Source organism: Arthrobacter sp. DMZ02-1R (genome assembly GCF_057747935.1).
Genome location: NZ_CM173230.1, coordinates 381,980 through 404,710 on the forward strand (window position 1 = coordinate 381,980; position 22,731 = coordinate 404,710).

Annotated in this window: 15 protein-coding genes and 1 tRNA gene; 2 read left to right on the plus strand and 14 right to left on the minus strand. The window is 65.5% G+C overall.

Features of this window, described 5'->3' with window-relative positions; genetic code table 11:
- Nucleotides 1–9 precede the first annotated feature (9 nt).
- Both AC3ANQ_RS01770 and AC3ANQ_RS01775 read right to left on the minus strand, forming a co-directional pair.
- Complete coding sequence (locus tag AC3ANQ_RS01770) at nt 10–144, minus strand: hypothetical protein (RefSeq protein WP_264637052.1); 135 nt, start codon at nt 142–144, stop codon at nt 10–12.
- Nucleotides 145–266: 122 nt separating this feature from the next.
- Nucleotides 267–340: transfer RNA gene (locus tag AC3ANQ_RS01775), tRNA-Gly, on the minus strand.
- 263 nt (nt 341–603) lie between these two features.
- Here AC3ANQ_RS01775 and AC3ANQ_RS01780 point away from each other — a divergent pair.
- A complete protein-coding gene (locus tag AC3ANQ_RS01780; protein ID WP_488303522.1) occupies nt 604–1,050 on the plus strand; it encodes an SRPBCC family protein in 447 nt (148 codons plus the stop codon).
- A 3-nt stretch (nt 1,051–1,053) separates the two neighbouring features.
- On the opposite strand, the gene AC3ANQ_RS01785 is transcribed toward AC3ANQ_RS01780, so the two are convergent.
- Complete coding sequence (locus AC3ANQ_RS01785; protein ID WP_488303523.1) at nt 1,054–2,838, minus strand: CAP domain-containing protein; 1,785 nt, start codon at nt 2,836–2,838, stop codon at nt 1,054–1,056.
- Between the two features lie 131 nt (nt 2,839–2,969).
- On the opposite strand from AC3ANQ_RS01785, the gene dcd reads away from it, so the two are divergent.
- Entirely contained in the window at nt 2,970–3,545 is a 576-nt protein-coding gene (dcd, locus tag AC3ANQ_RS01790; RefSeq protein ID WP_488305239.1) for a dCTP deaminase, read from the plus strand.
- A gap of 185 nt (nt 3,546–3,730) precedes the next feature.
- On the opposite strand, the gene AC3ANQ_RS01795 is transcribed toward dcd, so the two are convergent.
- The 11 genes from AC3ANQ_RS01795 to AC3ANQ_RS01845 all read right to left on the minus strand — a co-directional run bounded on the left by AC3ANQ_RS01795 (nt 3,731) and on the right by AC3ANQ_RS01845 (nt 22,421).
- Complete coding sequence (locus AC3ANQ_RS01795; protein ID WP_488303524.1) at nt 3,731–4,936, minus strand: cation:proton antiporter; 1,206 nt, start codon at nt 4,934–4,936, stop codon at nt 3,731–3,733.
- A gap of 5 nt (nt 4,937–4,941) precedes the next feature.
- Nucleotides 4,942–5,424, minus strand: a complete 483-nt coding sequence (locus AC3ANQ_RS01800; protein ID WP_488303525.1) for a cation:proton antiporter regulatory subunit — start codon at nt 5,422–5,424, stop codon at nt 4,942–4,944.
- Between the two features lie 77 nt (nt 5,425–5,501).
- The gene (locus AC3ANQ_RS01805) at nt 5,502–6,287 is read right to left on the minus strand and encodes a glucosamine-6-phosphate deaminase (RefSeq protein WP_488303526.1); all 786 of its coding nucleotides are present in this window, start codon (nt 6,285–6,287) and stop codon (nt 5,502–5,504) included.
- Between the two features lie 40 nt (nt 6,288–6,327).
- Nucleotides 6,328–7,857, minus strand: a complete 1,530-nt coding sequence (locus AC3ANQ_RS01810; protein ID WP_488303527.1) for a glycoside hydrolase family 3 protein — start codon at nt 7,855–7,857, stop codon at nt 6,328–6,330.
- 62 nt (nt 7,858–7,919) lie between these two features.
- Nucleotides 7,920–9,086, minus strand: coding sequence for an ROK family transcriptional regulator (locus tag AC3ANQ_RS01815; protein WP_488303528.1), 1,167 nt, complete (start codon nt 9,084–9,086; stop codon nt 7,920–7,922).
- A gap of 147 nt (nt 9,087–9,233) precedes the next feature.
- Nucleotides 9,234–10,637 (minus strand): MFS transporter, encoded by a 1,404-nt coding sequence (locus AC3ANQ_RS01820; protein ID WP_488303529.1) that lies wholly within the window; start codon nt 10,635–10,637, stop codon nt 9,234–9,236.
- Nucleotides 10,638–10,874: 237 nt separating this feature from the next.
- Complete coding sequence (locus AC3ANQ_RS01825) at nt 10,875–11,471, minus strand: recombinase family protein (RefSeq protein ID WP_488303530.1); 597 nt, start codon at nt 11,469–11,471, stop codon at nt 10,875–10,877.
- Nucleotides 11,472–11,769: 298 nt separating this feature from the next.
- Complete coding sequence (locus AC3ANQ_RS01830; protein ID WP_488303531.1) at nt 11,770–11,934, minus strand: hypothetical protein; 165 nt, start codon at nt 11,932–11,934, stop codon at nt 11,770–11,772.
- A gap of 262 nt (nt 11,935–12,196) precedes the next feature.
- A complete protein-coding gene (locus tag AC3ANQ_RS01835; protein ID WP_488303532.1) occupies nt 12,197–17,725 on the minus strand; it encodes an RHS repeat-associated core domain-containing protein in 5,529 nt (1,842 codons plus the stop codon).
- Nucleotides 17,662–19,575 (minus strand): hypothetical protein, encoded by a 1,914-nt coding sequence (locus tag AC3ANQ_RS01840; RefSeq protein WP_488303533.1) that lies wholly within the window; start codon nt 19,573–19,575, stop codon nt 17,662–17,664. Before AC3ANQ_RS01840 ends, AC3ANQ_RS01835 begins: the two co-directional genes overlap by 64 nt.
- Nucleotides 19,572–22,421: a hypothetical protein gene (locus tag AC3ANQ_RS01845; RefSeq protein ID WP_488303534.1), complete on the minus strand. Its 2,850-nt coding sequence runs from the start codon at nt 22,419–22,421 to the stop codon at nt 19,572–19,574. Before AC3ANQ_RS01845 ends, AC3ANQ_RS01840 begins: the two co-directional genes overlap by 4 nt.
- Between the last annotated feature and the right edge of the window lie 310 nt (nt 22,422–22,731).

Here is a 22,731-nt window from a genome sequence, read left to right on the forward strand (position 1 = left end):
TATGGCCGCTCACTTTTTGTTGCCGGTTGCCGGCTTGGCCACCGTGGTTGCGGAGGACTCTGAAGCCCTTTTATCCGCACGCTTTTCTTTGATGGATTTGCCGGATTTTTTCGATGCAGCTTGGCGAGGTGATTTGTCAGCCATGATTGCTCCCTAGAGCAGAGCCGAAATGGCTCCTAGCTCCTGACGATACACCCTTCAGGGTTGGGCGCCTTGTATCCGGACGGCCGCCGAGGGGCCGGACAAGGATGCCCTGCTAGGGAAAATGGAGCGGGCGACGGGAATCGAACCCGCGTATCGAGCTTGGGAAGCTAGCGCTCTACCATTGAGCTACGCCCGCATTACTCCGCAAACCAGCCGGAGCAGATCCCAGCTTAGCGCAGATAACGCGGCGATCCAGACACAGACTCACCGGCTGCTGGCGCGTTTTCTTCCGCCGCTGTCACGGTCGCATCAAGTTTGGCGCTGAGCTCGTAAAGATTCGGTTAAGGCGCGACGCGGGTGTGTTGCCCCGAGCCGCGTCTGACTATTCTGTAGCAGTTAGCTGCTGTGTCATGGGGAACCCGGCTATGCCTATGAGCCGTAACGCCGAAAGAGGATTCCGTGGCATTTGCAGAACATGAAGTACTCATTGGGCGCGACGCCATGACCGTCTACCGGTTCCTTGTGGACGGCTTGAACAATCCCCTCTGGCGCAGCGGAATCCGCAGCATTTCCCTCCGTTCCGGACATGCTGGCAAAAAGGGGGCCGTCTATCAGCAGACCTTGACAGGCCCTGGCGGGCGGCCGATCGCAGCTGACTTCCAGATCACCGAGGCCCGGCCCGGCGCGGAAGTGCGTTTCGCCGTCGTCGCGGGTCCTGCGCGCCCCACTGGTGGGTACTATCTCAGCACTGAAGGCCCAAACACGCGCCTGCGGTTCGCGCTGGAGTTACACCCCAAGGGTTTGCAGAAACTCATGAACCCCGTGATTCAGAAGACCATGGAAGACGAAGTAGTCCAGCTTGAGCAGCTCAAGGCGGTCATCGAGGGGCAGGCGGTGGAGGCGTAGGGCCTACTGTGCCAGCTTGAGGCCGCCCAAACCGGTCATCGAAGTGCTTGGAGTGGCGAGGCGTCCGCCATCCAGGTCCCAGTATTCAACCGCTCCGTTGCTTAGCAGCCCGGCGACACCCGTGGAGTTGAGGCCGGTGACCCCCTTGAGTGAGCGCAAACCGGAGTAGTCTGTCCAGCCAGTTCCTACTACTAGCCGGGCCTCAGACTTTGGCGTGGTGAGGCCGGAACCACGGTAGAGTCGCAGGTTCCCGTTTGATTCCACCGCCAGCAGGTCCTGGAAGCCGTCGGCGTCGTAGTCCACCATGCTGAGGCGGACCGCGCTGACTCCCGAGCCCACTTGGGTTCGTCCCACCATGCCGGTGAGCCCCAGGTTCCGGTACAGGTAAAGCGCGCCGCTGGAGTCGGTGGCGAGGATCTGCGGGAGCCGGTTGTTGCCGCACCAAGTGCCCACGGCCATAGTCATCACCTGCCAACCTCCTGATCCCAATAGCACCGGCGCTTTGAATCCGCCGCTCACCACTCCGGGGTAGAGCAGGAGCCTGCCGTCCAGCATTTGGACCAGGACATCGATCACGCCGTCGCGATCCCAATCCGTTGTCATGACCTCTTTCGACCCCGCGAAACCGGATCCGACGGTCCGGGCAGGACCGAATGTGCCGTCGCCGAGTGCCGGATAGTCCTTGAGGAATCCGGAGGAGTCGACGGCGACCAGGTCACCGGCGCTGCGGATGGCTGCCGCGCTGAGGTCCAGCGTGGGCGGCTGATGCTTGGCGATGGGGTCGCAGACGCTCGGGGCCGGTGGCTGCGGCGGGGCGGTTCCAGCGCCGGGGCTGTTGACGGTGCCGGCGGGGAGAGTCGTATAACCGAAGAGATTAACCACGCCCCACATGGTGTAGCTATTGGGGGTGGTCTGGTAGTTGCCGTCCGTGAAGGTGATTCCGACGCCAATCACGTTGAAACGGGGATCACGAAGCAGGGCATCGTGGGCGGGCGAGCTTTTCCACCATTCGACAAGCTGGGCGGCATTCCGATCCCAGCGGACCGCAATGACTTCGCCCGCGCCGTTGTTGGGGTTCAAAGCCCTGGGATCGGTCCAGAAGTTGCTGCGGTGTTCGATCACCTGGCGGCTCGCGATGTTGTTGGACCAATCCTGCGAGAGGGAGGCCACAGTGGGGTTGTATTTCACCGGATTCAGGCCGAGGGAGGTCCGGTAGGCGTTGATGGCGTTGAAAACGGCCAGCACCTGGGCGGAGTTGTCGTCATTGACCAGTGTCTCGATGGAAACCCGTGGCACCGCCGCTGGGGAATTCTTCGTCGGGTCGGCCGGGGCCGGAGGCGGGACGTCCACGGCCGGGCCGCCGGGGAGTGGGTCCGGGCCGGATGCCGGCGGGATGGAGGGCACCGGGGGCGGTCCGTCCACCGCCTGGGGCGACGTCCCGCTGCGAGGCTCGACGGCGGTGCTGGCGTTCGCGGGCGCGGTCGCCGCATCCTTGGGGACGGAGGCGAGTGCCCCGCTGCTTTCTTCCTTCGGGGCGGTTGCGTGAGCGGCCGGGGCTGCCGCGGGTGACTCGGGCGCAGGTCCGGCCTGCGGGAGGCCGGATCCCGACGGCGGGGCGGACGCCGTCGTCGTACTCTCAGTGCGCGGGGTGGAGCCTGAGGTGGAAGGCGTAGCAGGCGCCGACGAGGCGGCGAGGGGGACCGAGGCGCCGGGTGGGCTGGAGGCAGGGGCCATCACCGTGAGAAGGCACGCCACCAGCACGGCAACGGGCACCGCAATTCGTCTCAATGTTTCCCCAGATTCGCGTCGTGCCACCGTTCCCAGACACAACAGCGGTAACGGTAGTTTATGTGGTGCACTATAGTCCCATCCGCCACTCCCGCACCACGGTCTATGGCGCATGCGGTATTTTTGATCCTGTGCTGATCTCTGACCGCGACATACGTGCCGAAATCGACTCCCGACGTATTGTCCTGGAGCCCTACGACCCCGAGATGGTTCAGCCGTCCTCCGTGGATGTGAGGATTGACCGCTTCTTCCGGCTGTTCGACAACCACAAATACGCGCACATCGACCCCTCCGAGGAGCAGCCTGAGCTGACCCGCTTGGTTGAGGTCGAAAGCGAGGAGCCTTTCATTCTGCACCCGGGCGAGTTCGTGCTCGGTTCAACGTATGAGACCGTGAGCCTGCCGGACGACGTCGCCGCACGGCTGGAAGGCAAGTCTTCGCTGGGACGCCTCGGTCTGCTGACGCACTCCACGGCCGGCTTCATCGACCCCGGATTCTCCGGCCACGTAACTTTGGAGTTGTCCAACGTTGCCACGCTTCCCATCAAGCTGTGGCCGGGCATGAAAATCGGCCAGCTGTGCTTCTTCCGTCTCTCCTCGGCCGCTGAACATCCCTATGGCTCCGGTGAATCCGGCAGCCGCTACCAAGGCCAGCGCGGCCCCACCGCGAGCCGCAGCCACCTGAACTTCCACAGGACGTCTGTCTAGGACTTCCCTTAGGCGCGCCGAGACGGGAGATCTCCCGGGACGCTCGCTCAGATTTGTGAGCGATAACGGGAACGCTCGCTCAGATCATGTGAGCGAGCGTTCGAAGGAAACGCCTAAAATGTGAGCGAGCGCTCGAAGGAAACGCCCCAAAAGTGAGCGAGCGTCGGAGGCTGGGCCAACAAACCTCACGTCTCGAAGGAGGCAACGGGTTCGGATGCTTTCGGCTTGCGTGGAGACTTGCGGAAAACCTTGACCACAGGCTCGACGAAACGGGCTGCGAGCGGTCCGACGATGGCCATGAGAAGCACATACGCCGTGGCGAGGGCTGCGAGATCGCGCGGGACTGCTCCCGACGTTACGGCGAGCCCGGCAATGACAATCGAGAACTCGCCGCGGGCTATCAGGGCGGCTCCCGCGCGGAACCGGCCAGGTAAGGCAATGCCTGCCCTCCTGGCGGCCCAGAATCCGGTCAGCAACTTGGTTGCGGCGGTCACCAAAGCCAAAAGCAGCGCCCAGCCGAGCACCGGCGGGATGGTGGACGGGTCCGTGTTGAGGCCGAAGGCCACGAAGAAGATAGCGGCGAAAAGATCCCGCAGAGGCTCAAGAATTCGCGTCGCGCTGTGGGCGGTTGCGCCGGAAATCGCAATGCCCAGCATGAACGCTCCCACGGCCGCGGAGACCTGGAGGGCGGACGCGACGCCGGCCACAAGTAGGGCGGCCCCGAGGAGATTGAGCAGGAAGACTTCAGAGTTTTCGCTGTGCACGGCCTGGGATACCCGGTGGCCGTGTTTGAGGGCCACCACCAGCACCAAGGTGACCACGGCCAATGCAATACCCACGGTCTGGAGTCCGCCCAGGAAGCCCACGCCCGCGAGGATCGCCGTGAGGATCGGGAGATAGATGGCCATGGTGAGGTCTTCGAACACCAGGATGGCCAGCACCACCGGAGTTTCACGGTTACCGATTCGGCCGAGATCCGTGATTACTTTCGCGGCGATGCCCGACGACGAAATATAGGTGACACCGCCCATGACGATCGCGCCCACAAGTCCCCAACCGAGCAACACCGCGATGCCCGCACCGGGAAGGAAGTTCAGTATCAGGTCCAGCACACCCGCCTGCCAGGACCGCCGTAATCCCGTGACGAGCTCGGCGGCCGTATATTCCAATCCGAGCATCAACAGGAGCAGGATGACTCCGATTTCGCCGGAAAGATGCGCGAACTCGTGCATGCCGTCGAGCTTGATCAGCCCACCCGCCCCGAAGGCCAGTCCCCCAACCAGATAGAGCGGAATGGGGGACATGCCGATCCTGCCGGCCAATCGAGCCAAGAGGCCGAGGCAGAAAACGACTGCGCCCAGCTCAATGAGGGTCAGGGCCAGGGGGTCCATGAACGTCAGCCGTTGCGCAGAATGGCAGCCGCAGAGTCAAGACCTTCCTGCGTACCGACAGCCACCAGCAAATCACCCGTGTGAAGGACGACGTCGGGTGCCGGTGACGGAACCACTTCGCCTTCGCGCATGATCGCCACGATCGAGACACCGCTGCGGGTGCGGATCTGGGCTTTGCCCATGGGCTGGTTGCTAAAAGGGGAGTCCGCGGTGATGGAGAACTGCCGCGTGGCAATGCCTGGGATTTCCTTGTGGGCTTCGGCGAGGCGCATGGCGATGTGCTGCCCACCCAGGAGGTTGCCCAGGGCGGCTGCTTCGTCGGCGGTCAACGGGATGGACGCCTGGCAGGTATCGGGATCGTCCCAGGTAGAGACGAAAAGCTCGGTTTCGCCTTCGCGCATCTCGACAACACCGATCCGGCGTCCCGAGGCCGTGATGAAATCCTTGCGGACCCCAAGGCCTGGAAGTTCTGTCTCATCCACGTTCATAAGTCCACCCTAGCCCTCTTGGTCGGGCGGTGGAATGACGCCACTCACAGCCGCCGAACGAAGCGGCCCGCCCCTTACTAGGGGGTCAGCGCGAGTCCGCGCGCGGCGTCGTCGTAGTATTCCCGGTTGGCGAGCCCGGCGGCGGCTGCCTCATCGAGAACCACCACGGCGTCGGCATGCCACTGCAGGATCGATCCGGGGCACGACGCCGTGAGCGGGCCCTCGACGGCGGCAGCGATCGCGGCCGCTTTGGCCGCACCGGTGGCGATGAGCACCAGCCGGCGCGCATCCAGGACGGTCCCCAACCCCTGGGTGATGCAGTGCGTCGGGACATCGGCGTCGTTGTCGAAGAACCGGGCGTTGTCCCGCCGCGTGCGGGACGTCAGCCGCTTCAGCCGGGTACGGGACGACAACGATGACCCGGGCTCATTGAAGCCCACGTGACCGTTGGCGCCGATGCCCAGGATCTGCACGTCGACTCCGCCAGCAGCGCGGATCGCGGCATCGTAGGCTGCTGCTCCGGCCTCGAGCTCCGCCTGCGTGGCACCCGTGCCGTCCGGAACGTTCAGCCCTGCCAGCGGGAGCCCGATGACATGGCAGACCTCACGGATCAACACCTGCCGGTAGGACTGGACATGTCCATCCGGGAGGCCTACGTATTCGTCCAAGGCGAATCCTACGGCGGCCGAGAAATCGACGCGACCAGCGCCCGCAGCGGCCGCGAGCTCGGCGTACAGGCCCAGCGGGGACGAGCCCGTGGCCAGGCCCAGCACTGCCCGCTTGCTCGCGGGAAGCCCCGAGAGGACGGCGTGGGCGGCAGCCGAGGCGGCAGATTCCGGGGTGGGCGCGACAATGACTTCCATGGCAACTTTCTGTCGATGGGTGGTGTGCGGGCTGCGGCAGTCAGGCTTTGACAGTGCCGTCCAGCAGCAGGGACGTTAGGGCCTGGGAGACCGTGAGGGACGCACCATAGGTAACGATGTCCGCCCCGCCGCGCGGCCAGCCGCACTCGACCGCGATCACCGCGTGTCCTTCCGCCCTCAACCGGGCAAAAACGGTCCAGAGCGGGTGCTCGGCATCCAGGCCGCGCCCGACGACGGCGACCCGGGCGCCGTCGGGCACCTCGCCTTCCCTGACCACTGCTTGAGTCGTGGAAGCGGGACCCCAGGGCACGTGACCGACGGCGAAATTGGCTCCGGTTTCAACCTGAACGATGGCCACGGGCTCCTGCCGCGCGAGCCACTTTTCGGCCGCCTCGGACACCTCGAAGGCCTCGGCGATGCGCTCGCCGTCGAGCTCCTTCGGGTCAGCGAGTGAGCCGGAAGGCTGCGGCTGACCGGTTTGGAGCCCTAGCTGGCCCCTGATGGCGGCCTCTTGGATTTCCGCGGCGCCCGCAGCGGGGAAGCGCAAGGACAGCGCCGCCGTGCGGGCAGCGGCATCCGCCAGCCGCTCGAGGGGCAGGCGTCCCTCCTCAACGGCGTCGGCGATCGCGTTGAGCGTCTGTTCGAAGAGGGCCGGGCCTGTTTCGGAGCCCAGGCACAGCAGGTCCGCCCCGGCTACCAGTGCGCGGACGGCCGCTTCCGGAACGCCCGTCTCGGCTGACGCCCCGGCCATGTCCAAGGCATCCGTGATGATGACGCCCTCGAATCCCATGTCACGGCGAAGCAGATCCTGCAGGATGCGCGAGGAGAACGTGGCGGGGTGGTCCGGGTCCAAGGCCTCAACCAGGATGTGGCTGGTCATGACGGTGGCACCGCCGGCCGCAACGAGCGCGCGGAACGGGACCAGTTCGCGGGCATCCAGGGTGGCGGCGTTGGCCGTGACCCGCGGGAGGGCCAGGTGCGAATCGGTGGTGGTGTCGCCGTGGCCCGGGAAGTGCTTGGCGCAGGATGCCACGCCGGCGTCTTCGAGTCCACGGATCCAGGCGGCCGTGTGCCGGGCCACCAGGTCCGGTTCGGCCCCGAAGCTGCGCACGCCGATCACGGGATTGTCCGGAGCGGAATTGACGTCGGCATCCGGGGCCAGGTTGAGGTTGATGCCCAGGCCAGCGAGTTCGTAGCCGATGGCGCTGGCGCTGGCGGCGGTCAGTTCGACGTCGTCCAACCGCCCAAGCACTGCGTTGCCGGGCTGCGTTGATCCCGTGAGGTAGTGCAGACGCGTGACGTCGCCGCCCTCTTCATCGACGGCGATGAGCGTGTTCGGGGAATGGGAGCGGAGCCCGGCGCATAGCTCGCGCAACTGCACCGGGGACGCCACGTTGGTGCCGTAGAGGCACACAGCCGCCAGGCCGGCGTCGTACGCGTCCAGAATCCAGACGGGGACGGCGATGCCGGTGAATCCTGGCATGAGGGTGCCTGCTGCCAATCGGCGGAGGTGCGCGCGGGCGGGCCCGGTGGCAAAGGACTGGGTAGCGGGGGACTGAATCGTGTCCATGTCCGGCTCCTTTGGAGGGATGCTTGTTGGGTAGTCAGGGCTGGAAACGGCAGGCGCGGCGCTCAGGCCACGCCGAGCTGGTTCCACAGGACCATCACGGCGGCTCCGCGCAGGACAATGTCCTGTGCGTCTGCCGCGAGACGGACGGACACCGGTGCGGGGTCCTGGTGCAGTAGCCGCTCCAGCAGCGTCTGCTGGACGGCGTCGAGAAGGGGGCCCGCCAAGAGCTCCCGGGGTCCACTGAGGACCACTTCAGCCAAGTCGAGCGCGCCCACCACGGGCGCGAGAGCGATGGCGAGCCGCTCGCCTGCTTCCCGGAGTACGACGTCGGCCGCCGCCTCGGGTGTGGCGCTCGCCGCCGCTTCGGCCAGGGCCCGTTCAAGGCTGGGAACGGACATCCACGTTTCGAGGCAGCCGGTCTTCCCGCACTTGCACATGGTTCCGCCGTCGGTGCCGACCGTAACGTGGCCGATTTCCCCAGCCGCGGAGTGGGCCCCCCGGGCACGCCGTCCGCCTACGATGAGTCCGGAGCCGACGCCGCGGCCGATTTTCACGAGGACCATGTCATCACTGCCGCCGCCGAAGGTGTGGTCCGCGTGGACTGCGGCATCGGCGTCGTTGGAGACGAGGGTCGGCAGGCCGGTGTGCTCCTGGAGGAGGTCGCGGAGGGCAACGTCTTTCCATTCGAAGTTGGGGGCCGTGGTGACCACGCCGTCCGCGTTGACGATGCCGGGGGTCCCGACTCCGATGCCCAGCAACGTGGCGGTGGCGCGCGCGACGGCCTCGGAAGCGAGTTCGAGCACCTGGTTGACCACGTCCCGCCCGGTTTCCGAAGCAATGGTGCGCTCCACGCGTTCGAGGATGTTGCCGTCAAGGTCCAGGACGGCGGCGCGCAGCACGGAATTTTCGGCCAGATCCATGCCGATCACCTGGAGGCCTTGGCGGTTGATGTCCACGAGGATGGCCGGTTTGCCGGGGCGTACTTCATCCGATTGCCCCAGTTCCACTACGTGGCCGCGCTCGAGTAGGTCTGAGACGAGGTCTGATACGGTGACGCGGGTCAGGCCCAGCGTCCTGGAGAGTTCCGCGCGGCTCATCGCACCTGCCGAGTGCAGCGTCTGGCGCACCAAGGAGAGGTTGTGGGCACGCCCGTCGGAGGGCAGGGTCGCGGCGCCTGTTCGATCGGGGCGGTGGCGGTCGGTCCGGGGGCGGTCACGAAGGGCTTCCATGTGAGTTAGTAAACTCTACTAACAATCAAAGATCAAGGGCTTTCCGTGTCATATTTTTGCCATCCCGCGCGGGTTCGCCCGTCCGGGGGCGGGCCTTCGCTTCAGCGCAGCTGTCTTTTTGCGCAGCGGTCCTTAGCTCAGCGGTCCTCAGCGCAGCGGGACTGTGGCGATTTCCGTCTTGCTAGGTGATTTGACGGGCAGGATCACCAACAAGCCGGCCAGGAGCACCACCATGATGCCCAGAATGCCCCAGCGTTGGGCTCCGCCCGGGGCCACCAGGGGTGTTGCCAGGGTGATGCACAAGGAAAAGAGCGCCGGTGCCAGGAAGCTCACTGCCCGGCCAGTAGTGGCGTAGAGTCCGAACAATTCGCCGGATTCGCCATCCGGTGCAAGCCTCGCGAGGTAGGCGCGGGAGGACGACTGGGCCGGTCCGACGAAGAGGCAGAGGAATAGGCCGAACACCCAGAAAGTGGTGCTACCTGCCCAGTGGGTCCCGAAGAATACGTAGTCGCCATTGCCGAGCACAAGAATCACGATGCCGGCCACCAGGAGCCCCATCAGGGAAATGATGATGACAGCCTTGGGTCCGATCCTGTCGTCCAGGAACCCGCCGATCATCGCGCCGACGGCGGCCACCACATTTCCGAAAATCGCGAAGAAGATGACTTGCTTGAGCTCGAATCCAAAGGTCCCGGCAGCAATGACTCCACCAAAGGTGAAGACCGCCGCCAGGCCGTCGCGGAAGATGGCACTCGCGAGGAGGAAATAGATAGTGTGCGGGCTGGTTCGATGGATAGCCACGATCCGGCGGCCCAACAAGCCGTAAGAGGCCAGGAACCCAAGCCTGGACGCCGGTTTCTTGACGGAAAGCTCCGGCACCGCAAAGAGGACCGGTAGCGCGAAGATGAAGAACCAAAGCGCGGAGAAAACAGCCACGAGCCTGATATTCAGGCTGTCCTGAGTGGAAGCTCCGAACCACTCAAACGACGGCTGGACGAAAAGCTGCAGCACCACGAGCAGCGCTACGATCCCGCCCAGGTACCCCATTCCCCAACCGAAGCCACTCACTTTGCCGATGTTGGCAGGGGTGGAGATCTGCGCCAGCATGGCGTTGTAGTTGACGCCCGCGAACTCGAAGAACACATGGCCAAGCGCAATAAGTGATACGCCCAGGAGCAGGAACTCGGGCTTGGGGAAGACGAAGAAGCACATGCCCGTGAGGACTGCGACAATCGCCGTGTTGACCCCGAGCCATAGTTTGCGGCGGCCACCGGAATCGGATCGTTGGCCAGTGATAGGAGCCAGGAGCGCGATCGCGACGCCGGCAATCGCCAACGCGGCCCCCAGTGCCGCAGATGCGGAATCTCCTCCGCCGAAGGCTTTGGACGTCAGATAAACCGTGAACACAAAAGTGGTCATAACGGCGTTAAAGGCCGCGGAACCCCAATCCCAGGAGGCCCACGCAAGAATCTGGCCCTTGTTGGACAGGGCTGGACCGGAAGCAAGCTCGGATGCCGGGTGCGGGGCCTCAGGCGCAGTTGCCGTGTTCATGGACTGAATGGTAACCGCCCGAAGCGACAGTTTTGGGCCCGGTACTCCTGAGAGTGTCGTCAGGGGCAATCTAGAGGGCCCGGTTCTTCTGAAAGTGTCGTGAGCCGCCAAGTTTGGTTTCGTGGGCGGGTGTCATTTCAACAGTCTTTTGGACGGGTGAGCAGATTTTCCGTGGTTGTGCAGGCGACTGCTGAGCGGCGGGTTTTCCGTACTCGTCTGCACAAGGCGTCCATTTGCTCAGTACACGCCTGCACGATTCGTCTGTGGCAGTCCATTGGGGTCCGGCTGAAGGTATTGGTAGACGGTTTGGCGGCTGACCCCGAATTCCCGAGCGAGTGCGGCTTTCGCCTCGCCGGCGGCGGCGCGTCGTACCAGGTCGGCCGCCTGCCCGGCGTTCAGCGCCTTGCCCCTGCCTTTGTAGACGCCGGCCTTTTTGGCCAGGGTGATCCCTTCACGTTGTCGTTCCCGGATGAGGGCCCGTTCGAACTCGGCGAACGCCCCCATCACGGAAAGCAGGAACGTCGCCATCGCGGTGTCGTCTCCAGTGAAGGTCAGGTTCTCCTTCACGAACCGGACCCGCACCTTCTTGCCGGTCAGGCGGCGGACGATGGCGCGCAGGTCCTCGAGGTTCCGGGCAAGGCGGTCCATTGAGTGCACCAGGACGGTGTCGCCGTCGCGGGCGAAATCGATCAACGCATCCAGCTGCGGGCGGTTCTGGTCCTTCCCCGACGCCCGGTCTATGAAAACCCGGTCGAGCTGCTCGCCGTCAAGTTGCCGGATCGTGTTCTGGTCCAGCGTGCTGACCCGTACATAGCCGAAGGTCTGGCCAGTCATTCTTCCCCACCCCATAGTGTCAGGGCAACTCTAAGAGCCCGCCACCCAAGTGTCAAGAAACGTCGCTTGCGACCCCAACCTGACACGTATCCATTGGGATCGTTTTACTCCGGGTTTACGTCAGTTTGGGGTGTACCCCAAACAGACAGTTGAGATCCAGTCACCGAGGAGGTCGCTGATTAGACTTTTCCGCCCTGATGGCCCCCGCTGAAGAGCGTCCTCAGCTTTGCGCCAATCGACGAAATAGACAATCTGTAACGGCCTGCGCCGCTCTTGAAGCTGCCATTCGCCCACCCTGTCACGGGCACGTCCTTCCAAGGTGCTGTGGAAGCGGGTAGGCATAGGTCTGGGCGCGGACGGCCGACGGCAAGGCGGCCGCCATCGAAGGCGTCACGAGGAGCGTACCAAGCACCGCCATCAGGGCCACGAGTAGCCAGCCCATTAGAAGTCGGATCGAGCCCATGGCTCTCCAACGGCCTCACGTTCCGCTTCTTGATTTGGTCGGAGGTCGAGCACTTCAGCGACAGATGGGTCGTAGTCGAGCACGTGACCAATTCCGACGACTCGGTAGGCGCTGGCGTCGTCCGGGTGCTCATCTCCGCAGAGGGCGCACCAATCACCATCTGGGCGAGTCACGTAGAGCACCGGCCTGCTCCGGTCGAGGACGTGGGTGCAGACATACGTCTTCGTCTCGTATGGAATCTCGGAGGGCATAGTTTGGGAGGCTACGGGTATCCACTCCATTCGTCAAGGGTTTTGGCGCCCTTCTGGCGATTGCAAGTTCGGCAGAGGTCCCAGATGTTATTGATCTCGCGACCGCCACCGCGTGAGTGCGCGAGGATGTGGTCGAACTCCCGCGAGTTGGCCGCCCCCGAGCGAGTGATGAGTTCAGTGCCACATGCCTGGCACCGCAAGATGCCGTTCGAGTCCGTCGCAGCTTGGTCGGCCGCTTGCCGGACCGCTGCGGACGGTCGCCGACCGGCCTTGGAGACGACACTTACAGCGTCAGCGACCTCCTCTGCAGACTTTGCGGCTTTGCCGATTTTGCCGATTGATCCGATGCCGGGTAGCGCGCTCATTGCGAGGTAGGGGGCGTCGTCTTCGCTGATCGCGGGTTTGCCCTCGATGGTGTTGGCCCAGATGTCGAGTCCGATCGAGCCGGCTCCGATGAAGGGGATGAACCCTACGTCGAAGCTGAGGTATCTCAGCGTTGTTGCGGCGGAGGCATTGACGCCGCGTGCGTGTATGTCGGCCATCATGCCGTCGGGATCGGACATGCCTTCCGCTATCAGGGCGAGATTGTCGCTCGCCGTCGGGCCGGCCGGGGCTGGGGTCGCCTGGAACACGGGGGCCAGCCCTGCTATGTCTCTGGCGTCGTAGTTGTCGGCTTGGCCCGGCGCCGTTGGCAGGTGCCATTGGCCGGGGGTGACGTCGGCATCCTTTCCGTGCCATGATCCGCCGTCGTCAAGGGCCGGCCCCAGGATCATGAGTCCGGAGGGGTCGGCGTTGTTGATCGCGTCAGCCTCGCCGTAGACGTACGGGGAGAAGTTCTTCGCCTCGCCCAGTTTCAGCACCGGGTCCGGGCTGGTGAAGGCACCGAGGACAGGGTCCAGGTCGCGGGCGCCGAGGTGGGTCAGGGTGCTGATGGTGTCGGCGAGCCGGCCGATGTACCCGTTGACGGCTCCGTATCCTGCCGGGTTGGCCGCGTTGGATCCCGTCCCGAGAACGCCCGCCGCGGCGGTGGCGTACGCGCCGGTTCCCGGTGCGGTCTGGGTGGGGCCGCGGGCGAGACCGATCGGGTCGGTGTAGCGGGTCTGGGCGGTGACGGGGGTGGCCCCGCTGCTGGCCTGCACGATGGTCTGGGCGGTGTCGACGCCGTCGCTGAGGATGAAGGCGAGCTTCACGGTCCCGCCTGCGGCGGTGCGCTGGGCGATGGTCTTCCCGGCTAGAGCGTAGGTCTTGCTCGCGGTCTGCACCCCACCCGGGGTGGAGTGAGCGGTGATCGCCCCGATGGTGACGGTGGTTCCGGCCCCGTCGGTGATCCCGACGAGGTTCCCTCCGGCGTCGTAGTACCGCGTCCCGGTACTCCCGGCGGTTCCCGATACGGGTGCGGGCGGGGTGCCCGCACTGGCGGACGGGTTCGGGTTCGCCGGCAGGCTGCTGCTGCCGGTCGTGGTGGCGAGCTTCCCGTCCGGGGTGTAGTTAAGGGTTTCCCCGGCACGGCCGGTCATCCGCCCTCCCGCGTCCCAGCTGAAAGTGCTGGTGGTCGGTGTCCCCGTCGCCGGGGTGCTGGTCATTGACTGAAGACGGTGCGGGCCCGGCTGGCCGCCGGTCGCGGGGGCGTTGAAGTAGCCCGTCGTGTCGGCGATGATGTCCACGGTGCCGGAGGAATTGTTCGTGAAAGAAACCGTCCCGTCGGCGCCGACCGGGGTGATCGCGAAGTCTGGGATGATCTGCCCGGGCCCGTAGTTCAGGTTCGAGGTGCCCGGCTGCTGGGTTCCGCCGGCGTAAGCGGTGATGAAGCCGTTCGACGTGGTGTTGGCGACGGTGATGTTCATCGCGACGGCCGACACCCCGGTGGCGGGCAGGCCACCGCGGCCGGTGACTTTGACGCTCACGGTCTGCCCGGCCCCGACAGGTCCGGTGACCCCGCCGGTGCTATTGCGGGTGTCGAGCTGCCGGAACGGGGCCTGCGCCGAAAACGCCCCGGGGGTTGAGGGCGTCCCGGACAGGTAGTAGCCGGAGGTGTCCGCGATGATCTGCACGGTCCCGGAAGAGCTGTTCGTGAACGAGACTGTCCCGTCCGTGCCGACGGGGGTGACGGCGAAGTTGGAGACGATCTGCCCGGGCCCGTAGTTCACGTTCGAGGTGCCCGGCTGCTGTGTCCCCCCGGCGTAGGCGGTGATGACCCCGTTCGAGGCGGCGCTGGCGACGGTGATGTTCATCGCGACGGCTGACACGCCGGTCGCGGGGAGACCGCCGCGGCCGGTGACTTTCACGCTCACGGTCTGTCCGGGCCCGACGGGTCCGGTGAACCCTCCGGTGCCGTCGCGGGTGTCCATCGTCCGGAACGGGGCCTGCGCGGAGAACGCGCCGGGATCAACCGGCGTGCCCGCGAGGTAGTAGCCGGAGGTGTCCGCGAGGATATCGACCGTCCCGGAGGAGGTGTTCGTGAAGGAGATCGTCCCGTCCGCGCCGACCGGGGTGATTGCGAAGTCGGAGACGATCTGCCCCGGCCCGTAGTTCACGTTCGAGGTGCCCGGGCGGGTGGTGCCGCCGGCGTAGGCGGTGATGAAGCCGTTTGAGGACGCTCCCGCGACGGTGATGTTCATCGCGACGGCGGACACACCCGTCGCGGGGAGCCCGCCGCGGCCTGTGACCTTCACGCTCACGGTCTGCCCGGGCCCGACGGGCCCGCTGACGCCGCCCGTGCCGTTGCGAGTGTCCAGCTGCCGGAACGGGGCCTGGGCCGAAAACGCCCCGGGGGCCGAGGGCCCGCCCGGGTAGGTGTAGTTTTCCGTGGCGGCGAGGTTCCCGGCGTTGTCAAAGCGTTTGACCTGGGACCGGTCCCCTGCCTGGGTGTACGCATAGGTCTGGGCGTACGGTGCCGGACCGCCCAGACCGGACACTGATGTCGCGGCCGGGGTCGGGGCGGTGGTGCAGTTCTTCGCCCCCGCGGTCCAGGCTGCCGAGAGCCGGGACGCGTAGTCGTAGCTGTAGCACTGGTAGTCATCCGGTGCGCCGGGGCGTGAGGGGTATAGCTGTTCGCGGGAGCTGAGCTTCCCGGAGGTCGTGTATGTGTAGTTCGTTACTCCGAGGTCGGCTATGGCGCCTTTGGATTGGTTGGTTGAGGATTGTCTGGCCAACCGTCCGGTGGTCGTGTCCCAGTTGAGCTGGGTTTTGTTCAATCCGGTGGTGTCGGCGGTGTTGCTGGTGTAGTTGGCGTCGAACTGCTGGAATCCGGCGAGCTGGTTGAACTCTGTGTAGTCGATGGCCGCGGCGATGGTGTCACTGCCGGTTGTGATGGTGTTCGGGTTGTCGAAATCGTCGAAGTTGGTGGTCTTGGTCTCTGCCGGAAGCCCGCCGATTGCCGCGGTTGCCTCGGTGGCGATGTTACCGGTGGTGGTGTAGGCACGGGTCGTCGTGTAGTCCCCGGCGTACCCGGTCAGGCCGCCGGGCAGGGTGGTGGTCGTCGTCGCGGGCTGGTAGGCGGCGTTATATCCGGACACAGCGGTGGTGACCTGCTGGTCGTAATTGGGGCCGTTGTACCGGGTCGCGGAGCTGAGCTGGCCCTTCTTCCCCCCGTTCGTCAAATCGTCGTAGGTATTGGTGGTGAGGGTGTGGGCAGTGCCTCCCTGCGGGGTGACACTGGTGCTGACGGTCCGGTCCAGAGCGTCGTAGGCATAGCTGGTGAGGTTCCCTGCACCGTCGGTGGAGCTGGCGACCCGGCCGGATGCGTCGTAGCTGGTGCTGGTGCTGCCGGTGTCGGGGTCGTTGGCGGATATTTGCCGACCCGCCGTATCGAACGCCCAGGACCATTGGTTCCCGGCGGTGTCCGTCATGGATGTCATCCGCCCCAGGGCGTCATAGCTGTAGCTGGTGGTGTCAGGTCTGTCGGTCGCTGTGGGTCCGTGGTACAGCAGCCGGGAGACCGTCTTGCCGGCCGCGTTCACGATTGTCGCAGTTGCGGATTCGTTCCCTGCGACGGTGCCGGGCGTGGTCGTGGTGGTGGTGGTGTCTGCTCCGGTGTAGGTGATGTTGGTTGTCCAGAGCGGCGCGCTGCTGTTGCCGTAGGCCAGGGCAGCGTCGGTGGCGAGGCGTCCGGCGCCATCGTAGGTGTACCTGTCCGAGGACGGTACTGCTGTTCCGTCGGGGAGCATGAGTGCGGCGCTGGGGTTGGCAGGGAACTGGTAGTTGTTGTTGACGATGAGTTTGGCGCCGATGGTGTTGTACGTCGTATCGGTGGCCATCGTGCCGCTCCGCGGGGAGGGCTTCTGGGTTTGCCGGAGCCGTCCGAGACCGTCATAGATCTCATAACTGGTGATCGCGTGGCCGAGGCCATTGATGCTGGTCCGCGCGATGGATGAGGGCACATCCTTGGAGATCGTGTACGCGGTGGCCTGGGTCGGGGTTGGGTTGGTGGCTTGCGGGCGCATGGGGTCCCACACGCCGGTGACGCGTCCGGAGGCGTCGTAACTGTAGCTGGTGACGTTGCCGTTCTCGTCCGTGGCGGAGGTCTTGTTTCCCCGGATGGCCTCGAACGCGGTGGTCGTGGTCCAGCCCAGCGGGTTGGTGGTCTTCACCGCGGTGGGCAGCCCGGTCGCCGGGGCGTAGGCGATGGAGGTGGTGCGTGCAGTGCCGGTGGTATTGTCCGTGGAGGACAGGACCCGGCCGAGGGTGTCGTAGGCCAGGGTGGGGCCGGTTTTCCAGGTCGTGACGGTGGTGCCGTTGATGGCGGTGGCCGTGTCTGTGCGTGCAGGGTTGCCCAGGGTCGGGGCCTGGTAACCGGGCGCGCCGGGCGCTGCGGCCATCGAGGAGTCATACAGGGTGGCGGTGGCGGCGATGATGTTCCCGGCCGGTGCGCCGTTTCCGGCGCAGGGCCCGGCGTAGGTGGTGGTGGTGGCAGGCAGGGCCAGGAGGTTGGCGTCGGTGTTGTCCGCGTAGGCGGTCACGGTGCAGCTGCCCGGGGTTCCGCCGGTTTCCCCGGAATTGGACACGGCCGTGACCCGCCCATAGTTTGGGTTGCCGGTGCCGTTGTCGATCGTGTTGGACGTGGTCGTGGTGCGGGTGCCTGCCCCGGTGCTGCTGGCCATGATGTTCTTCACGGACGCGGTGCCGGTGTGCCGGGCCGTCGGGGCTCCGGTCCCGGCTCCGGTAGCGGTCACGGGGGAAGCCCAGGGGACGGTGATGGCGGTGCTTAGTTGCGGGCCGGTCTCGCCGACGAATTTCTGCGTTTCAACAGCGGATCCGGCGAACCACGGGGAGTCGGTGATTGTCGTACCGTCCGAGGCGGTCACGGAGGCGGAAATCTTTCCTCCGCTGCTGTTTGAAGGCGTTCCGTCCAGGCCGCGCAGGTAGGTGGTCATGCTGGAGGGATTGAGTCCGGCGACGCCGGTGTTGCCCGTGATGGTCTTGACTTTGGACCAGCCGGCGTTCACGGACCAGGTCAACTGGGATCCGCCTGAGCCCGCTACGAATGCGGGAGCGGCGTATTTCCAGGCCGGGGTGCCCTGGTATTCGAAGCGGGTGGACATGTCCACCGAGCCGTTGGCCCCGGGCCGGCATTGGTTGAAATGGCAGCCACCGGGTAGATGTGGAAGTAGTCCATGCGCGCGGGCTGGGCGATCGGCGTCGTCGGGGTCCACCACTGGGGGAAGCAGCGTTTGGTGTTCGTCTCCGGAACTGCGGGAAGATTGGTCTGGGAGCATTCGGTCCCGAGGTAGGAGACCGTGATAGAGGCGCCCGTGACGGTCCTGATCGTGGAGATCCGGTACCGGTCCAGCGGTGCGATGCCGGCTGAGTAGACCCAGACCCTGTTCTGCAGGGCCTGGCCTTCGAAGGTGACCGCCGGGTCCGAGATCGCCCCGCCGACACTCGTGGACGTGTTGGCCCCCTGATGGGCAATGGATCCCAGCCACAGGGCAGGTTTGGTTCCGTCGCCGGGATCCGGCATGGAGTGGCCCAGGGTCCAGACGTCCACGTCTTGGTACGCGCCCGGGCCGGTGTTGGTCCGGGTCGAAACGGTCTGCAGTCGCTGGTCACTGTAGAAAGTGGGTGAGTAGACCGCGCAGGTGCCTGTGGGCTGGCAGGCGAATCCGGTGGGGATATCGTTGCCTTTGCTGCAGTCCACCCCGGTGCAGCGGCCGGTGTAGCCGAGCTCGATGCGCAGCGGCGAGGAGGCACTCAGTTCGGTGCCGGCGCGCATTCCGTAGTCGACCCGGGCCAGGCGGCTGGATCGCACGTAATTCATCAGCGGGCCCGTTCCCTGCTGGGTGGAGTAGGTGTTAGTGTCCTGGGTGTAGTAGAACGCTTCGGAGTTTCCCTGCATGTCGACGACGTAGTCAAGGTTCCAGGCGTAGGCCTGCTGGCACACGGAAGCAGCGAAGCTTGCGGCGGCGCAGGGTTGGGACGGGGTTGCTGCCCCGACCGGGACCGTGTCCGCGGAATTCGTTGAAGCGTTCCCGCCAATCCACCCCGGGAGGTGGTTGCGGCCGAAGAAATACTGCGTTCCGGAGGTGTCGGTCAGTTTCCAGTACCCGCCGTCGAAGGTGCCGTTCGAGTTGGTGTTGTCGGTCAGGTATTCGACGCGGGTGTTGTCATCGTTCTGCAGCTTGTATTTTGCCGGGACGGCATCTTTGTCTTTGATGACTTGCCCGGAGCGGCCGCCGAAGGAGATGCTGAACTGCTGGCCTTCGGCTGCCCCGCAGAGGTCATAGGAACCGGTCACCCCCTGGTCCATGCATGGGGCGAACTTCTGCCGGATCGATCCGGCTCCCCCGAGCGACCACCCGTCTCCGACGACGGTGGCCTGGTTGTTCGTCGAACTGGTCAGCCCGTCGATCGAGGAGGAATCGTAGGCCAGCCCCAGGGCCGGTGTCGGACCGGCGGGGGCTTTCCGGGCACTGAAAGGGTAGCTCCACGTGAAGGCGCCGGTCTGGCCGGTGACACCCCAGCTGCCGGAGGACACCCCGGGCAGCGCGGTGAAGTTCCCGCCACCATTGTCATTGACCGGCACGGGTGCCGGCGGTGCAGTCAAAGGCACCGTGCGGGTGAGCCCAGCGGGCACCACGTTCAGCCCGGCGCCCGGCACAGGCGGAGTTCCAGGGGCCCCGGTGACGAGGGCCGGCGAGTTACCCTTGACGGTTGCCCGGACAGCGGCCGGATTGACGCCTTCCACGAACGGTTGCGGACTCGCCGGTCCCTGGGTTGCGGCACTCCACGGGGTGACCTGGACCGAGGACACAGGATCTGGGGCCTCGGGTATCCATCCGAGGGAGTGGTCGACGGTGATCGCGAACAGGCCCGCGGAGGCAGTCACCACGGCGGAGGCAACCGCGAGAACGGTGGCCTTGCCGAAGCCATTCCGGTTCCGGACGTTTCTCATTTCAGGACTCCCTGGGTGGTGGCGGCGAACTGCGCCTGAATGCTGTGGAACTGGTCTTTGGTGAGGACGCCCTGGGTCATCACGGGGTTGAGGATCTGCCCGGTGAATCCCTCTCCGAGCCGCACGGACTGGGTCGTAGCGGAAAGATGGGTCTGCGGGGAGGTGGCCGTGGTCCAGTTGCCTGTAAAGGATGCCGAGCTCACGTTGATGCGCAGCTGCTGGTTGAGCTGGTCATACACCGCCGAGACGAAGAACCACTGATTCGGCGTCTGTGCTGTCAGGGTCTGGACCTGCTCCAGGGCGTTGCCCGTGGCCCAGGTGTCCAGTTCGGGCAATCCGCCCGAGCTCAGCCGAACAGCACCGCCCGGAACGCCGGTGTCGGCGATCTGGGCGATCAGCGATTGGATGGTGCTTCCCCCCGGTGCGGGATTCGTCGGACAGAACCACCCCGAAATACTGAAGCTCTTCGAAGTGTCCACGGCAGGTGACGCGGTGGCCCCGAACTGGCCGGGACCGCCGTTGAGCTGAAGGGCGTTGAACTTGCTGTTGCTCGGGTACCCCGAGCTGGTATCGCCCTGGCAGGAATTGGTGGCATAGGGCGTGCCGTTGCTCTGCACGGCGACAGGAATCCAGCTTCCCTGGCTCGGTGCAGTGATCGGTAACGGTGTCAACGTCGTGTATGCCGGGGGTGCCACGTCGAACTGGTAGGAGGCCGGAGTCTTGGATGCGGTCTGGGCACTGACGTTCCCGGCATAGTCGAAGGCCCACACCGTCAGCACGGTGGAGGTATCCACCGGTGTGACGGTTGCGGTTGCTGTCCGGCCATCCGCCGGGCAGACCACCACGTACTCCTTCACCCTGGTATCGCAGCTGAGATTGACCGGCACCGATGTGGGCCCGGGGGCATTGGTGACCGAGTACACGAAACCCCGGACAGGATACGTCCCCTGCTCGTTGAGGGAAAACGCGTAAGTTCCGGCACCGGCAGCACCCCCGCCGTTTACCGTCCCGTAGCCGGGGAGGTTGGGGTTGGTCTTGATGGTGTCCGGCGGGGTGATGAGGGGAGCGTCCGGGGCGGTTGTTTTCACCTCGAAGAAGAACTGCATGACACCCGAGTTCACCCCTTGGGCGTCCTGGGCCTGGGCCTGCAACTGATACACCCCGTCGGCCAGCTGGTTGGGGCCTTGCCAGGACGGATACCCCCCGGACCCGGGCACGGAGATGGGACCTGTGCCGAAAACGTACTTGTTGTTGCTGTCGAAGACGGCCATCCAGACGTTGATGGGCCCGCCGGCGGCGCCGTCCGGGTCACCGACGGTCAGGGTATAGATCGGGTGGTCCATCCGGGTCACGTAGGTGGACGCGAACGGGGCCCCGGTCCAGCGGGCATTATCGATCGACCACAACCCCGGGGTGTAGGGCGGGGTGTCGTAGGTGACGATGATCGAGGCGTCGTTGTTGAACCGCTTCCACCCCAACGGGTCGCCCTCGTTGCCGGCCCTCAAGGACACCGTCCACTGGCCCACGGTGGAGATGATGTTCTTCGCCGCCCCCATATTGAAGCCCACGGTCCCGGCCGCACACCCCGGATAGCCCATCGCCACCGTCCTGGAATCCACGTTCGGCGCCACGGCCAGGCCCGGCTGGGCGTTCCACGTGGTCCCGGGACTGATGCCGCCGGTCACCCACGCGTCCACCGGCGTCGCAGTGCAGGAGGAAGCCCAGGTCTCGGTCGCGTTCATCACGGCTCCGAGAATGACCTTGCCCGACATCGGCGAGGTGGTGAACTGGTAATACCCCCGGGTGGTGTGGGAGACACCGTCCGGCGCCCAGTACGAGGGGAGGTATCCCACGTGCACGGTGGAGTCCGTGTACTGGCCGTTCCAGTACGGGGTGGTCGGGTAGGCGCTGTCAACGTATAGGTAGGAGGCCCGGGCCACCGACCAGTCCGGATCCACGAACAATGGGTAGTGCAGGTTCGGCAGGTTCAGGATCTCGCTCATCCCCAGGACCTGGGTCTGTTTGCCGTTCTCTGACCCCAGACCCAGGGAAAACGGCCGGGTGATCCCGGGTCCGCCCGGATCCGACGCCGACGCCCCGGACTGGGAGGAATCCCACCACTGCCCCATCGCCGTACGCAGTTCCGCTTTCCCTGTGTCCGTGCCCGTGGCCGAGAGGCCTCCGCCGGGCTCGGCCTGGACGGTGGCGTTCTGCGCATCCAGGAAAATGCGCATCTGCACCACCCGCGGATCCTTCGCAGCCTCCGCGGTGGCGATCTTCAGTACCTGGGACACTCCGGTCTTGTGGCTGACCTGGATCAGATCCACTCCGGGCAGCACCGACGCGTACGTGGCCGTGTTGCCCGAAACCACCGGCTCGGGCAACGGATCGAAGGGCCAGGACTGCTTCACGACGTGGCCGCGCTTGTCATCGACGCTGGCCATCTGGGTGCTGCCGCCCCGGGCGAGGGTGACATCGACAGGCGTCATCCTGGGTTTGAGGACCGGTTGCCCGTTCACGGTCGCCTGGACCAGCTCCGTGGAAATGTCCTGCCAGCCCGCAGCGGTCTGCATGCGGGCCGGTTCCGCGTTCACGGTCCGGGTGAACGTGCCGTCGGGGTGCGCCACGGTCTGTTCGGTCGGGGTCGTCAGGGCGTCGACCACGACATCGGTTTTGTTCTGGGCCGCCTGGGTCGTCGCCACGCTTTCCGTGACAGGGCCTGTGATTCCGGTGCCCGTGCTCCCGGGCGCGGGCCCGGCCCACGCCGCTCCGGGCGCAGTCAACAGCCCCGCAACAACCGACAAACCGCAAAGAGCACGCAACAGCACAGAGGAACGAGAACCCACGGGACAACTTTCACGAGAAGCCAAGTGCGCGGGATCCCCAAAACGGCCGTTCCCCCAAAGCACGGATATCTGAGAGCAAACTACATGCCGGCTGGATAAACGCGCAACAGGCACGGAAAACATTCGATTTATGACGAAAATGGCATGCTGCTCGGCAGAGGAACCCGGGCTTCAAAGTCCCGTCAACGTGGCGGGGTACGCAACGCCAGTCGCCGCAAGCAGATGGAACCCCGGACACCGCCCGCGTGAAGATACTGGCCCAAGGTCGAGCATCGAAGGAACGCGCCGCCGGCCCCGCTGCACGCTGACA

Excerpts from the sequence above, each read along its gene's own strand:
- AC3ANQ_RS01770 (WP_264637052.1), bottom strand. The coding sequence starts at position 144 with ATGGCTGACAAATCACCTCGCCAAGCTGCATCGAAAAAATCCGGCAAA.
- AC3ANQ_RS01795 (WP_488303524.1), bottom strand. The coding sequence starts at position 4,936 with ATGGACCCCCTGGCCCTGACCCTCATTGAGCTGGGCGCAGTCGTTTTC.
- AC3ANQ_RS01800 (WP_488303525.1), bottom strand. The coding sequence starts at position 5,424 with ATGAACGTGGATGAGACAGAACTTCCAGGCCTTGGGGTCCGCAAGGAT.
- AC3ANQ_RS01805 (WP_488303526.1), bottom strand. The coding sequence starts at position 6,287 with ATGGAAGTCATTGTCGCGCCCACCCCGGAATCTGCCGCCTCGGCTGCC.
- AC3ANQ_RS01810 (WP_488303527.1), bottom strand. The coding sequence starts at position 7,857 with ATGGACACGATTCAGTCCCCCGCTACCCAGTCCTTTGCCACCGGGCCC.
- AC3ANQ_RS01815 (WP_488303528.1), bottom strand. The coding sequence starts at position 9,086 with ATGGAAGCCCTTCGTGACCGCCCCCGGACCGACCGCCACCGCCCCGAT.
- AC3ANQ_RS01820 (WP_488303529.1), bottom strand. The coding sequence starts at position 10,637 with ATGAACACGGCAACTGCGCCTGAGGCCCCGCACCCGGCATCCGAGCTT.
- AC3ANQ_RS01825 (WP_488303530.1), bottom strand. The coding sequence starts at position 11,471 with ATGACTGGCCAGACCTTCGGCTATGTACGGGTCAGCACGCTGGACCAG.
- AC3ANQ_RS01830 (WP_488303531.1), bottom strand. The coding sequence starts at position 11,934 with ATGGGCTCGATCCGACTTCTAATGGGCTGGCTACTCGTGGCCCTGATG.
- AC3ANQ_RS01835 (WP_488303532.1), bottom strand. The coding sequence starts at position 17,725 with ATGTCCACCCGCTTCGAATACCAGGGCACCCCGGCCTGGAAATACGCC.
- AC3ANQ_RS01840 (WP_488303533.1), bottom strand. The coding sequence starts at position 19,575 with ATGAGAAACGTCCGGAACCGGAATGGCTTCGGCAAGGCCACCGTTCTC.